Source organism: Mesobacillus subterraneus, from assembly GCF_023715485.1.
In the GTDB taxonomy this organism is placed as follows: Bacteria; Bacillota; Bacilli; order Bacillales; family Cytobacillaceae; genus Mesobacillus; species Mesobacillus subterraneus_B.
Window position 1 is genome coordinate 69,102 of record NZ_JAMBOF010000006.1, and the last position, 13,465, is coordinate 82,566.

Below are 13,465 nucleotides of genomic sequence, written 5' to 3' on the forward strand. Positions count from 1 at the left end.
GCTGAATACTGTTGAAAGTTCATCTTTTGCTAAAAAAAGAGGACATTGATAAACGGAAAATGGCTGACAACAAAATCGCTGTTGTTTTCGATGTTCTGCTGGCTACTTCCACTATCGCGTCAGCACTTGAGTTCGGTGCGAAAGAAGTGATCCCAGTCCTGGATGGAAAGGCAGCCGAACAGGAAGCTGCCGGCAGGGAAAATGACAGTTTCGTTCTGGTTGGAGAGTATCAAGGCAAAACAATCGACGGGTTTCTATCGCCAAATCCACTAGAATTGAAAGAGAAGATTGGAGGGAAGTCTGTCATTCTTTCTACCACTAATGGAACAGTTGCTCTCAAAAACTCCGCCGATGCGAATGCGGTTTATGCTGCTTCGCTACTGAACTGCGAGGCAGTCGCCAATCATATTTTAAAAGAATATCAGGGAGAGACGATCGTGGTCGTCTGCTCGGGTTCTTCCAATGAATTTAATGTCGAAGATTTCCATGGAGCGGGCTGCTTCATCGACTGCCTCATCAAGCAATTCGGTGACGAGTTCTTCCTAACTGATTCAGCCTATGCTGCGCACAGTTTCTACCATGGGCACAATCAAAATAGTGATGATATCCTAAAAGCTTCCCGAGTAGGTCGAATGCTGAGCAAACATGGATTTGACAAGGAGATTGAATTCGTTTCCCAGCAAAATATATTTAATAAGGTTCCTATGCTTATAGATAAAAAAAGAATTATCGCAGTATAAAATGATAACGCTTACATAAAAAGGAGGACAGATTATGTCATTAAAACCGGAAGTAAAGGTGTTACTTGAAGCATTTGCCAATAACCCTGTTTCGCCACTAGAACAGCTGCCATTGGAGGAAGCCAGAAAGGGATATGAACAATCTTCAAAACTAATGAGCAGGGCTGATAAACTAGCAAAAACGGAAGATCGGAAAATCAATGGATTTAAAGGAGAAATTGATATCAGGATCTATACACCTCAAGGAGCTGGAGAGTCAAAGCTTCCAGCCGTAGTTTATTATCATGGAGGCGGCTGGGTTATCGGCAGCATCGAAACGCATGATGCTCTCTGCCACACATTATCTAATGAAGCTAAATGTATAGTAGTTTCAGTGGATTACAGCCTCGCACCAGAAAGTAAATTCCCGGCTGCAGTGGAAGATTCATATTTAGCAGCAAAATGGGTATTTGAAAATGCTGCTGAGCTGAATATCGACAAAAACTTTATCGCAGTGGCAGGCGATAGTGCAGGTGGTAATCTTGCGGCTGTTGTCAGCTATCTTGCAGTAGAGAGGCAGACACCATCGATTGCTTACCAGATGCTGTTTTACCCATCAACAGGCTTTGAATATACTCCATCCTACGAAAAATACGGCGAAGGCTACTATCTTACGAAGTCCACAATGAACTGGTTCCGTGAACAATACTTGAACACACCAGCAGACACACAAAATCCTCTGGCCGCACCGATGCTGATTCCAGATGATATCACTCCACAGCTTCCGCCAGCTTTTATTATGACAGCAGAGCTTGACCCATTATGTGATGGCGGCGAGCATTATGCCATGAAACTGCAAAATGCCGGAGTTGAAACAGAATATGTCTGCGTCCCTGGAATGCTCCATGGCTTCCTCGGAATGACCGAGTTTCTGCCGGACGGAAAGAAAGCAATCAAGGATGCTGCAGAAGCCTTCAAGAAAAGAAGCTCCCTAAAACCAGTTGAGTAAAAAGTTAGGAGGAATGAATGATGCCTAATCTTCACTTTGAGCATTGGCCGAAAATCTCTAAATCACTGAAATTGCCTGAAACATCACTCTATCAAAATTTACAAGTCAGTGCAGCTAGATATCCAGAACAGAGCGCTATCTACTATTACGGAAATACAATTTCCTATAAGGAGCTTGATGAAGAGGTCAACGCTCTTGCAGGTTTCCTTCAGCAAAAGCTGGGTGTTGCCAAAGGGGAAAGAGTGTTGTTATTCATGCAAAACTCACCACAGTTCGTGATTGGGTTCTATGCGATTTCACGAGCTGACGCAGTCGTAGTGCCAATCAACCCGATGCTGACCGCAGATGAGCTAAGCTTTTACATCAAGGATTGTGGAATCAATACCGCGCTTGTCGGCCAGGAGCTTTATGACAAGGTCGGGCCACTCGTAGGAACAACTCCATTAAATAATGTGATAGTTGCCGCTTATTCTGATTATAAAGGGGATAGTTTCAACGGAACAGTGCCCCCGGAGGCAGAGGCAGCAAGAAAGATTTACAACCAGCCGGGTCACTTCCACTGGAAGGAAGCCATCGCGGCACAGTATGAACCTGGAAAGCATACGACCAGGGCAGATGACCTTGTTGTGCTGCCTTATACTTCTGGAACAACTGGCCTTCCAAAAGGCTGTATGCATACTAACCGCACTGTTCAGGCGAATACAATCGGTGCGTATCACTGGTCGAGCTCCACCACCAGTGCAGTTCATTTAACAACACTTCCATTGTTCCATGTTACCGGAATGGTCCACAGCATGCATATGCCAATCTTCTCCGGAAGTACGATGGTCCTGATGACAAGGTGGAACCGCGAGGCGGCGGTAGAAATGATAAAATCGCAAGGATGTACACATTGGGTGGCGATTGCGACAATGATCGTTGACTTCCTTGCGAATCCAAAACTAAATCCAGAGGATCTCGCTACGTTAACTTCAATTTCAGGTGGCGGTGCAGCTCTTCCTGAGGCTGTTGGAGAGAAATTATACAAACTCACAGGCCTCCGGTTTGTTGAAGGGTATGGACTTTCAGAAACTATTGCCCAGACGCATTTTAACCCGCCTGACAGGCCAAAAATGCAATGCCTTGGCATCCCTTCCTTTGATGTCGATGCAAGAGTTATTGAACCCTCAACCGGAAAAGAACTTAGGGCGGGAGAGATAGGCGAAATTGTCGTGAATGGCCCTCAGGTTATGGTTGGCTATTACAACAGGGATGATGAAAACAGGAATTCATTTATTGACATAGACGGCAAAAGGTTTTTCAGGACAGGAGACATAGGACGCTTCGATGAGGAAGGATACTACTTCATGGTCGACCGTGTCAAAAGAATGATCAATGCCTCAGGTTATAAGGTATGGCCAACGGAAATTGAATCTTATCTTTACAAACACCCAGCCATACAGCAGGCAGTGGTGGTTGGTATTCCAGACCCAAGAAGAGGTGAATCCGTAAAGGCTTTTGTCATTCTCAACGAGGGTTACGATGGGAAAATAACTGAGGATGAAATAACAGAGTGGTCCAAGCAGCATATGGCAGCCTATAAATATCCTCGTGATGTGGAATTCAGGACAAAGTTCCCAATGACAAGCAGCGGCAAGATTTTATGGAGGAAATTGCAGGAGGAAGAACGGGAAAAGGCCGGAAACAAGTGAGGTAAAAGCACTCATTCGAAGGCAGCTATCAAATTTTAAGGAGGATCTTGATGGAGATTTTGGTTCAGCAGCTGTTCAATGGGCTTACCATTGGAAGTGTTTATGCACTAGTGGCCCTTGGGCTCACGCTAGTGTACGGTATCCTTCATATCCCGAATTTCGCCCACGGTGCCTTGTATATGATGGGTGGTTATATCACCTTGATGATGATGGTCCAGTACGGTCTTCATTATTGGCTGGCTATCCTTGTCTCTGTCATTGTTGTTGGATTAATTGGCGTGCTGATGGAACGATTGGTTTTTTACCCATTACGGCACGCCCCGCCGATCCACGACAAGATTGCGGCAATAGGAATCCTGTTGTTTCTTGAAGCTTTTGCCCAGTTTATCTGGGGAGCTGACTACCAAACAATGCCCACACCATACGGCCAGGTCGTACAGTTATTCGGACTGACCTTTACCATGCAAAGATTGCTGATCATCATTGCGGCGATCGCCGTCATGGTTCTGCTATACCTGTTCCTGAAAAAGACCTTTACAGGGGCATCCATCATCGCAATGTCGCAGGATCGTGACGGAGCTAACCTTGTAGGGATCAATACGAACCGGGTGGCGATGCTGACGTTCCTGATTTCCGGAGGGCTTGCAGCGATCGCCAGCTCACTGGCAGCGCCCATCAATTTGGTTTTTCCTGGCATGGGACAGTTGGTCATCTTAAAAGCGTTTGTCATCATCATTCTGGGGGGAATGGGCAGCATTCCAGGAGCCATCATCGGCGGCTACATTCTAGGGTTCAGCGAAAGCCTGGGAGCAACGTATATTTCAAACGATTATAAAGACATCATCGCTTTCATCCTGCTGGTGGTCATTCTATCCGTAAAACCAACAGGCCTTTTTGCAAAGGGGGGACACTAGTGGCAAAAATCATTAATAAAAGATTTATCATTCCAGTACTCATACTGTTTGCCATCGTCTTTCCATTTGTGACCCAAAATGACTATTTCATCCATGTCATGACTCTCTCTTTTATCTGGATGATTGGTGTGTATGGGCTTAATCTTCTGGCCGGTTACACAGGATATCTATCATTGGCACATGCTGGATTCTTTGCGGTTGGGGCATATTCCTTAGGGCTTTTGACAGTAAAAGCCCAGATGAATTTCTGGCTGGCTTTTGTGCTCGCCCTGATTATTACCAGTGTTCTTGGCTTTTTGATTGGCCTGATTGCACTCAGGACGAAAGAGCATTTCTTTGCCATCTATACGCTATGTGTAGGGTATATCCTTTACCTTATCATTGATAAGTGGGATAGCTTAACAGAAGGAGTCCGAGGTCTTATCGGTATACCAGCACCAGGAAATATCGGGCCGATTTCCTTTGAAACACCATTATCACAATATTACCTTGTCCTTGCGATTCTGCTAGTTGTGATTCTGATTATCTACCGTATCGTGCATTCCCTGACCGGAAGGACTTACATTGCTATTCGCAATAGTGAGGACCTCGCCCAAACAATCGGTATATCGACAATGAAAAATAAACTCGAAGTATTCGTACTCTCGACTTTTTTTGCCGGATTATCAGGAGCACTATACGCCTCTTTCATCCGCTTCATCGGTCCTGATATTGGCAACATCGTCATCACGTTTGATTTGCTGACATACCTGCTGATTGGCGGAATCGGCACGCTGTCAGGCCCGATCGTGGGAACAGTTCTGGTCGTTTGGATTTCACAGCAGCTGCAATTTCTCCAGGATTACCGCATGCTTATTTTTGGCCCGATCCTTACACTGCTAGTGATCTTTTACCCACGAGGAATCGCCGGTTCGATTGCCGGGTGGAATGTAAAGCGAGCTGAGAAGAAGATTGCAAAAGCCCAACAGGACGAACGATTTTCACAAAGCCCAATCTCTGCAGAAAATCAGGTGAAGGAGGGATAAGAATGTTCCTTGAAACTAAGAGTTTATCGAAGAAATTTGGCGGCCTGACAGCAGTGAACAATGTGGATTTTACAGTTGAAAAAGGGAAGATCAATGCCATCATCGGTCCTAATGGCGCCGGCAAGTCAACGTTTTTCAATTTGATAAGCGGCTTCCACCCTCCGAGTTCAGGCAGCATTATTCTGAAAGGTCAGGATATCACGAGGTTGCCTCCTAATAAAATAGCTGAAATGGGAATTGCACGCACCTTTCAAACTACCAATCTGTTTGAACAGTCAACTGTACTTGACAACGTGGTCGTCGGACACAGATTAAGGACAAAGTCCAATTTGCTGGACGCTGTTTTAAGAACAAAGAGGTTGAAAAGAGAAGAAGAACAATGCCGTGAAAAGGCCCTCGAAGTTATAAGGTTTACCGGGCTGGAAAAAGTTGCAGGGAAATTGGTTGGCAGCCTGACTCAGGAAGAAAAAAAGCGAACGGCCTTTGCGCTGGCTCTGGCGACAGAACCAGAAATTGTTTTTCTTGATGAGCCTGCAGCCGGAGTCAATCCTGATGAAACAGAGGGTCTGGCCCAATTAATGAAGAAAATGGTCGATAAAGGGATTACTGTCTGCCTGATTGAACACAAAATGCAAATGATTATGAAGCTGGCAGACAAAATTATGGTTCTCAACTACGGCGAGAAAATCGCGGAGGGTACTGCTGAAGAGATCCAGAATGATCCTGCTGTCATCAAGGCTTACCTGGGAGGGAGCGCAAGTGCTTAAACTGGAGGACGTTTCAGTAAAATACGGAAGCTTCACAGCTGTCCATAATGTAAACCTTGAAGTCTCTCCTGGACAAATCGTTGTTTTGCTAGGGGCGAACGGGGCAGGAAAGAGCACAATATTCAAGACGATAAGCGGGCTGAACAAGGCGTCTTCTGGAAGAATCGAATTTGAAGGTGAATCCCTTAACAAACGCTCTCCAGATAAAATTGTCCAGTCAGGCATTGTCCAGTGTGCAGAAGGGCGTAAACTCTTCCCATCAATGACAGTAGAAGAGAATTTGAAGATGGGCGCCTATGTCCACAGAAAGAATAAAAAAGGGATAAAGGAATCGATGAAGCACGTATTCGAACTTTTTCCTATTTTAGAAGAGAAGCAGGATGATATGGCTGGTTCACTAAGTGGAGGCCAGCAGCAAATGCTTGCCATCGGGAGAGCACTCATGGCTAAACCGAAGCTGATGCTTCTCGATGAACCATCAATCGGGCTTGCTCCGTTGATTGTAGAGCAGATGTTTGAAGTAATCAAAACCATTAATCGCGAGGGTACCACGATCCTCCTGGCAGAACAAAATGCGAATGCAGCCTTGAAAATTGCCGATAAAGGATATGTTTTTGAAAATGGGGCGGTTGTGCTCGAAGGTACTTCAGACGAACTGTTTGCGAATGATGAGATTAAGAAAGCTTATATCGGTGCTTAGAACAACTTCTGTCTATAGGGAGGTGGTTGCGAAGCGGTCTTTAATAATATTTCTGAATATTAGGAAAACAAATTAAGGGGGAAAGCAAATGAAGAAGTCTAAACTGTTAGTGGTCTTAAGTGTGATGTTTGCTTTGATTTTCAGCCTTGCCGCTTGCAACAGCTCTGAAAAAACGGATACGGGAGGATCGGATGGCGAAGCATCAGGAGAAGGTACTATTAACATAGGATATACAGGGCCGTTAAGTGGACCTGCAGCCTTTTACGGAGAACGGACATTGAACGGTGTACAAATGGCAGCCGAAGAAATTAACAATGCCGGCGGAGTTGAGGTAAATGGCAAAAAATATAAATTCAATGTCGTCTCGCTGGATGACAAATATTTGCCAAATGAGGCAGGAGCGAACGCCAAGAGACTGATGCAGGAAAACAAGACACCGATTATTTTCACACCGCACAGTGGCGGAGTGGCTGCCATGCAAGTGTTTAACCAGCAGGAAAAATTCATAATTGGCGCATACACCAGCGAACCTAAAGTAACAGAAGGAGGCAATAAATTAACAGTCAGAATCCCTCCTCGTTATGATGGCTATCTTGAGCCATTCACAAATTATTCAATGGAGAAATTCGGGAAGAAAATCGCCTTCCTGCCGACTGCCTCACAATACGGTAAGGACTGGGCAGAAAAGCTGCAGCCTCATTGGGAAAAAGCAGGCGGAGAAGTAGTGTATAACTCTTCTATTGACTTCGCGAAAGATACTGATTTCTTTACGATCATAACCAATGCCCTGAAGGAGAAGCCTGATGTATTATTTATCGGCGGACCGTCAGAGCCAACCGCAAAAGTTGCCAAACAAGCGAGAGAACTTGGCTTCAAAGGCGGATTCATTGTCATGGACCAGGCAAAGTTCGACGAAATGAAGAAGGTTACCGGCAGCTATGATGTCCTTAATGGAGCGATTGGAGTAATGCCGCTTGTTAATTCTGACAGTCCAGGCATTCCGGAATTCGTGAAGAATTATCAGGCAAAATATAATGAGGACCCAGGTTCAGAAGCTGGCTTGAATTATATTGCTATGTATGTTTTCGCTGAAGCGATAAAAGCAGCAGGATCAGTAGATGATCCAGAAAAAATCATGGCGCATATGCAGGATGGTTTGGATAATCTTCCAGAAGACAAAAAAGTATATGTCATTCCAAAGATCGACCCTAATGGTGGATTTGAAGCCGAGCTGATCGTCGCAGCAATTGAGGATGGGAAAGTCGTGCCAATCAAGGTTGAATAGAATGCAGATAATTGGATTGTTACTGGCCAATTGTATCAAGTTATGGGGTTTTGCTATAGTAACAAGCCAATAACCCATGTTAATGAACTAGAAAGCGGCAGTGATTAATAAACTACCGCTTTTTTCTTTGTTTTCAGGATCTGCAAGCTTACAATAGGGGTAAAGCTTAGGGTATTTTCTCTACAGGAGGCATCTGATGAAAAACAGTATTGGCATAGACGCAGGCGGGTCACTATTAAAAATAGCTTTTGAAGAAAATGACAGATTGCACTTTCGGAAATATCCCATCGAAGATATAAATGAGGCTTTAGAGTGGCTTAAAATGATTGCCATAAATAAAACAGTCTACCTAACAGGAGGTAGAGCAGGAAAGATAAAAGCAGAATATTTTACCAATGCAGAGATTGTTGATGAATTTACCGCTGCATGTGAAGGCGCAAAGTATTTAATGACGCAGGAGGGAGTACTTTTAAATGAAAAGTCCTTGCTTGTTAACATTGGTACAGGTACATCGTGGTTTACAATTGAAGGGGAACATTATGAACGCGTTCTTGGAAGCGGAATAGGCGGCGGGACATTCATGGGAACTGGAAATATCCTTGCCGATTCAAAGGATTTTTCAACTCTGGTCAACTTGTCTGTTAACGGTGAAAGAGGAAAGGTAGACTTGTTGGTTAAGGATATTTATTATCCAGAAGAGCCACCTATTCCTGGAGAATTGACTGCGAGCAATTTTGCGAAGTCAGTGGCAAATGCTTCAATCTCTCCGGCAGACCAAATGGCCTCAGTTCTCAATATGATATCGGAAACAATTACTCTTTTAACGGTACAAACAGCGGCTTTGTACAGGATAAAGAAGGCCATTTTTATTGGCAGTACTCTGGCCGGAAACAAACCGTTGCAAGATAGCCTGGATATTTACTGTAAAATGTCGGGCATTGACCCATTCTTTCTGCCTAATGGTCAGTTCAGTGGAGCAATTGGAGCGATGCAAAAAAAATAAACAACAAACAAATCGATTTGTTCTAATTTCCGTAGCTTGAACTATTGCCGTTTTAGCGATAGAGTAATTTTATACATATAAAAAGAAGGTGTCATCATTTGAGCAAGAGGTATTTTACCATAGGAATGGCCGGACATATTGACCACGGAAAAACGTCGCTGACGAGGGCATTGACGAACGTGGATACCGACCGGCTGAAAGAAGAAAAAGAACGGCAAATTTCTATTGAACTCGGCTTTGCCCCATTATATGAAGATGAGGACCTGCAAATTTCCGTCGTTGATGTGCCTGGACACGAGCGTTTCATCCGGCAGATGATTGCAGGCGTTGCTGGGATCGATCTTGTTGTGCTTGTTGTCGCTGCAGACGAAGGCGTCATGCCGCAGACCCGGGAGCATCTTGATATTCTTGGATTTCTTGGGATTCGCACGGGAATCATCGCGATTACAAAGATTGACAGAGTTGAAGAGGAATTCGTTGAACTTGTGAAGGACGATATCCTTGGAGAGCTTGAAGGAACGGTATTTGAGAATTCTCCATTCATGATGGTCGACAGCATATCCAAAAAAGGAATTCAGGAATTGAAGGAATTGATCATCCAAACTCTGAAAGAACAGGAGATGCGTGACGCCAAAGGCGCTTTCCGTCTTCCGATTGACCAGGTCTTCACAGTAAAAGGACAAGGGACAGTTGTCAGGGGAACAGTCTATGAGGGAACGGTTGAGGAAGGACAATTATTGAAGGTGCTGCCTACTGGAAGTGAGGTTCGCGCCCGCCAGCTTCAGGTCCATCATCAACCAGCAAAGATGGCTTTTGCCGGCCAGCGTGCAGCAATTAATCTTTCTGGAGTTTCCAAGGACGACCTCGAACGTGGTGAAGTCCTCGTTTCATCTGATCACTTCATTGTAACTAATACGATTGATGTTGCCATACGTGTTGTAGAGGATTTAGATCACCTGGTAAAACAGAGAACTCCAATCAAATGCCATATTGGAACTGCTGAAGTAATGGGCAGGATTGTTTTCTTTGACCGGAATGAGCTGAAAGAAGAGACAGGGGAAATTCTTTGTCAGCTCAGACTTGATGAAAAAATTGTCACGAAACGCGGGGACCGGTTCATCATCCGCAGGCCAAGCCCACAGGAAACGATTGGCGGAGGATGGGTCATCGATCCGCGGGGAAATAAATACCGTTTCGGCCAGCAGACGATCGAAGAGCTGGAAAAAAAGAAGGTTGGCACCCCGATCGAAAGAATCAATGCTGCTTTATATGAAGCGAAAAGCCTGTCTATAGAAGAGCTCATCAAACGGACAGCGCTTGATGAAGCAACTATTCAGTCCAATCTTGAGGATGACCAGTTCGTCCAGATTTCCAGCAAGGAATATACACTGGCATCATTGATTGAAGTAATAGAGGCAGATATAAAAGACAGACTTGACGATTTTCATCAAGATAATCCGATGCGTCCCGGATTTAACAAAGCAGAATTGCTTCAATCCATGCAAAAGATTTTCCCTAAGATTTTGCTTGAATTCATTATTGAAAACGGCATTGGTAAAGGGGTATTTTCCAGGAAAGAGCAATTTATTTATCTGGCTAATTTCCAACCCCATGTTCCAAAAAATTGGCAAAAGCGAACAGAAAATCTGCTTAATGAGCTTAAAAGAGATGGCTTAAAAGTAGCCTATTTCAATGACTATATTAAGAACGCAGGCATACCAGATTCTTTGGTTGTGGAGTTAAAACGTTTCCTGGAGGATCAGGGAAAAATCGTTCTGCTTGATGATCAATACGCCTGGCACGGTGAGCACTTTGCAGAGGCAGTCCAGACGCTGAGAAGTCACACTGGTGATGAATTTGAAGTGCCACAGGCAAAGGAAGCTGTCGAGTTATCACGAAAATATATGATACCATTCCTTGAGCGTCTCGATGCGCTTGGTTACACTAGAAGGATAGAGAACAAGAGGGTATGGAAAAAATAGCAAAAACAGCAGACCAGGATGGTCTGCTGTTTTTATCGTTCTAACTAATATTCAAGAAATTCGATTCATCATATAAAAGGAACTTATTAAATCTCAGCTTTACATAATATTATTATGCTTTCTCTGTTGACTTTACTTGCAGCGGAGGAGGGACCAGCCATCCTTTTGTTTTATTTAACTTAAGCATCTTTGCGCCAAATTGCGCTTTTGCCATATGGAACTGACCATACATTACAGCGATATCTTCCCTGATGGATTGTCCAATCATCGTGCTGGCGGCTACTAATCCTTCAGCGACATCCTTTGAAACAGCTGCTGCAATTTCAGGATCACTGAACCTTGCACCTGGGGGAATGTCTTCTAGATGGGCAACAGGACGTTCAGGCGGTGCAGGCGGAAGTCCTATTCCGTTAGTTTTAAGTAATTCCTCAACCTGGCGATTTTCTTCCTTCATGGCCTCAATTGCTTCCTGAACAAGTTTCTTTAGGTCCTCATCACCAATATGATTTACAAAGGTTTGATAACCTGCGATGAGTCCATGATTTACAGATAGGTGGGTCCATGTTCCAAATACTTCTCCATAATGCATCGGTTCATCTTTAGGATTCCCGCTTAAAATTCCCATGATCGCACTCCTTATCGTGTTTATATTCATATTTTTCTCCTTAAGAAAGGAAATTGGTCACAATGGTTATTTTGCTTCATGTGCAATCATTGATACGTTATTTCATTTGGGAAAAGAAGGGAACCACGCTAATCTGAAGAATATTAATACAAATAAAAATATTTCTAAAGTTGCTGAGGTAATAAAAGTGAAAATTTCCGATCTGAATCCTAATACACTTACTGATGAACAAATCTCCGAGCTTTTATTTGAGAAAATATCCGATGACCAAGAGATAGGTGATTGCATCGTTGTCTTGGGAAGCAGCAAAGCGCTCCAATACAGACTTCCAGTTGCGATTAAGTTATACAATGCAGGAAGGGCGAACAAGATTTTGTTTTCAGGCGGAGTCACTTGGCCAGGATCAAGGTTTACGGAAGCGCATTTACTGAAAAATAAAGCTGTTGAAGAAGGAATTCCTGAGGAAGATATTTTATGTGAGGATATATCGTTAAGTACAAAAGAAAATGTATTAGCTTCCTCGCTTGTATTGGATCGTTACTTTGAATTGCATAATATAAAACGTCTGCTGATTGTTACCTCGACATATCACATGAGGAGATCGTATTTAACCTTCAAGACGTATTTGCCAGATTGGATCAAGCTTACTCTTTGTCCAGGGGATGACCTTCACACAAGGAAGGATAATTGGTTCTTATCGGAGTTAGGGAGGAAAAGGGCCACGACAGAGGCAAAAAAAATCATTGAATACATAGCTATGGGCGGCTTATTGGATGATGAGCTCTAAAAATGCGTTCTTTTTCAAGTTCAGTCTAAAGTTGTATGCAAGGTACACCATCCTGACGATGAGGTTTATAAATGGATCACTTAAAATGAAGGTACCAAAAGAACTTCGAGGAAGGTGTCTAAGATGGACCATTTTATTTGTAATACTTGTGGAGTACAATATGAAAAATCAGCGCACTACCCAGAAATATGTTCGATCTGCAGTGATGAAAGACAATATGTGAACCCTGAAGGGCAATCGTGGACCACCTTAAACAAAATGATTGACTCAAGCAATTATGCCAATAAGATTATAAACCATGAGGATGGCCTGTATAGTATTACCACCACACCGGCTTTTGCGATTGGACAGACAGCTTATATTGTCCAGAATCCCGGCTTCAACATTATGTGGGATTGCATAACATATATTGACGACCAAACGGTTGAGGAAATAAAGCACATAGGAGGAATTGATGCAATTGCTTTGTCCCACCCGCATTATTATTCAACACAGGTTGAATGGGCAGAAAGGTTTAATACTGTCATTTACATTCATGAAGATGACAGACAATGGGTAACAAGACCAAGCGAACGAATTATTTTCTGGTCAGGAGAATTTCTCGAGCTTGATGAGGGGGTTACCTTGCACCGTCTCGGAGGCCATTTTGATGGTGGTACTGTCTTGCATTGGAAAAAGGAACAAGGTGTATTACTGACAGGGGACATCATCCAGGTTGTCGCAGATAGACAGTGGGTTAGCTTTATGTACAGTTATCCGAACCTCATTCCTTTGCCTGCTACACAGGTTAAAGAGATAGCAGCAAAGGTAAAAAAATTAAAGTATGAAAAACTTTATAATGCCTTCCATAGAGTAATTAATGAGAACGCCCACGAGACCGTTCAGAAATCTGCTAAAAGATACATCGATGCATTGGAAGGAAGATTCTCGAATAGGATATAAAAACCTGTTGATAGGG

The 13,465-nt window shown here is 43.6% G+C and carries 13 protein-coding genes; 12 read left to right on the forward strand and 1 reads right to left on the reverse strand.

Annotation, left to right across the window (positions count from 1 at the left end; all coding sequences use genetic code 11):
- Positions 1-11: 11 nt before the first annotated feature.
- The 10 genes from M3204_RS10135 to selB all read left to right on the forward strand — a co-directional run bounded on the left by M3204_RS10135 (position 12) and on the right by selB (position 11,095).
- Positions 12-740: a 2-phosphosulfolactate phosphatase gene (locus M3204_RS10135; protein ID WP_251481112.1), complete on the forward strand. Its 729-nt coding sequence runs from the start codon at positions 12-14 to the stop codon at positions 738-740.
- Positions 741-774: 34 nt separating this feature from the next.
- Positions 775-1,728, forward strand: a complete 954-nt coding sequence (locus M3204_RS10140) for an alpha/beta hydrolase (protein ID WP_251481113.1) — start codon at positions 775-777, stop codon at positions 1,726-1,728.
- 20 nt (positions 1,729-1,748) lie between these two features.
- The gene (locus M3204_RS10145; RefSeq protein ID WP_251481572.1) at positions 1,749-3,419 is read left to right on the forward strand and encodes a long-chain fatty acid--CoA ligase; all 1,671 of its coding nucleotides are present in this window, start codon (positions 1,749-1,751) and stop codon (positions 3,417-3,419) included.
- 50 nt (positions 3,420-3,469) lie between these two features.
- Positions 3,470-4,333, forward strand: a complete 864-nt coding sequence (locus tag M3204_RS10150; RefSeq protein ID WP_251481114.1) for a branched-chain amino acid ABC transporter permease — start codon at positions 3,470-3,472, stop codon at positions 4,331-4,333.
- On the forward strand, positions 4,333-5,358 hold the full coding sequence (locus tag M3204_RS10155; RefSeq protein WP_251481115.1) for a branched-chain amino acid ABC transporter permease: 1,026 nt from the start codon (positions 4,333-4,335) through the stop codon (positions 5,356-5,358). Before M3204_RS10150 ends, M3204_RS10155 begins: the two co-directional genes overlap by 1 nt.
- A gap of 2 nt (positions 5,359-5,360) precedes the next feature.
- Positions 5,361-6,125, forward strand: a complete 765-nt coding sequence (locus tag M3204_RS10160; protein ID WP_251481116.1) for an ABC transporter ATP-binding protein — start codon at positions 5,361-5,363, stop codon at positions 6,123-6,125.
- Positions 6,118-6,825, forward strand: coding sequence for an ABC transporter ATP-binding protein (locus M3204_RS10165; protein WP_251481117.1), 708 nt, complete (start codon positions 6,118-6,120; stop codon positions 6,823-6,825). Before M3204_RS10160 ends, M3204_RS10165 begins: the two co-directional genes overlap by 8 nt.
- Before the next feature lie 88 nt (positions 6,826-6,913).
- Positions 6,914-8,110, forward strand: a complete 1,197-nt coding sequence (locus tag M3204_RS10170; protein WP_251481118.1) for an ABC transporter substrate-binding protein — start codon at positions 6,914-6,916, stop codon at positions 8,108-8,110.
- 196 nt (positions 8,111-8,306) lie between these two features.
- On the forward strand, positions 8,307-9,113 hold the full coding sequence (gene coaW / locus M3204_RS10175; protein ID WP_251481119.1) for a type II pantothenate kinase: 807 nt from the start codon (positions 8,307-8,309) through the stop codon (positions 9,111-9,113).
- Between the two features lie 98 nt (positions 9,114-9,211).
- Positions 9,212-11,095, forward strand: coding sequence for a selenocysteine-specific translation elongation factor (gene selB, locus M3204_RS10180; protein ID WP_285856797.1), 1,884 nt, complete (start codon positions 9,212-9,214; stop codon positions 11,093-11,095).
- Positions 11,096-11,207: 112 nt separating this feature from the next.
- On the opposite strand, the gene M3204_RS10185 is transcribed toward selB, so the two are convergent.
- On the reverse strand, positions 11,208-11,750 hold the full coding sequence (locus tag M3204_RS10185; RefSeq protein ID WP_435367695.1) for a DUF3231 family protein: 543 nt from the start codon (positions 11,748-11,750) through the stop codon (positions 11,208-11,210).
- Between the two features lie 157 nt (positions 11,751-11,907).
- On the opposite strand from M3204_RS10185, the gene M3204_RS10190 reads away from it, so the two are divergent.
- Entirely contained in the window at positions 11,908-12,507 is a 600-nt protein-coding gene (locus M3204_RS10190) for a YdcF family protein (RefSeq protein ID WP_251481120.1), read from the forward strand.
- A gap of 123 nt (positions 12,508-12,630) precedes the next feature.
- A complete protein-coding gene (locus tag M3204_RS10195) occupies positions 12,631-13,449 on the forward strand; it encodes an MBL fold metallo-hydrolase (RefSeq protein WP_251481121.1) in 819 nt (272 codons plus the stop codon).
- The last annotated feature ends 16 nt before the right edge of the window (positions 13,450-13,465 follow it).

Excerpts from the sequence above, each read along its gene's own strand:
- M3204_RS10140 (WP_251481113.1), top strand. The coding sequence starts at position 775 with ATGTCATTAAAACCGGAAGTAAAGGTGTTACTTGAAGCATTTGCCAAT.
- M3204_RS10145 (WP_251481572.1), top strand. The coding sequence starts at position 1,749 with ATGCCTAATCTTCACTTTGAGCATTGGCCGAAAATCTCTAAATCACTG.
- M3204_RS10150 (WP_251481114.1), top strand. The coding sequence starts at position 3,470 with ATGGAGATTTTGGTTCAGCAGCTGTTCAATGGGCTTACCATTGGAAGT.
- M3204_RS10160 (WP_251481116.1), top strand. The coding sequence starts at position 5,361 with ATGTTCCTTGAAACTAAGAGTTTATCGAAGAAATTTGGCGGCCTGACA.
- M3204_RS10170 (WP_251481118.1), top strand. The coding sequence starts at position 6,914 with ATGAAGAAGTCTAAACTGTTAGTGGTCTTAAGTGTGATGTTTGCTTTG.
- coaW (WP_251481119.1), top strand. The coding sequence starts at position 8,307 with ATGAAAAACAGTATTGGCATAGACGCAGGCGGGTCACTATTAAAAATA.
- M3204_RS10185 (WP_435367695.1), bottom strand. The coding sequence starts at position 11,750 with ATGAATATAAACACGATAAGGAGTGCGATCATGGGAATTTTAAGCGGG.
- M3204_RS10195 (WP_251481121.1), top strand. The coding sequence starts at position 12,631 with ATGGACCATTTTATTTGTAATACTTGTGGAGTACAATATGAAAAATCA.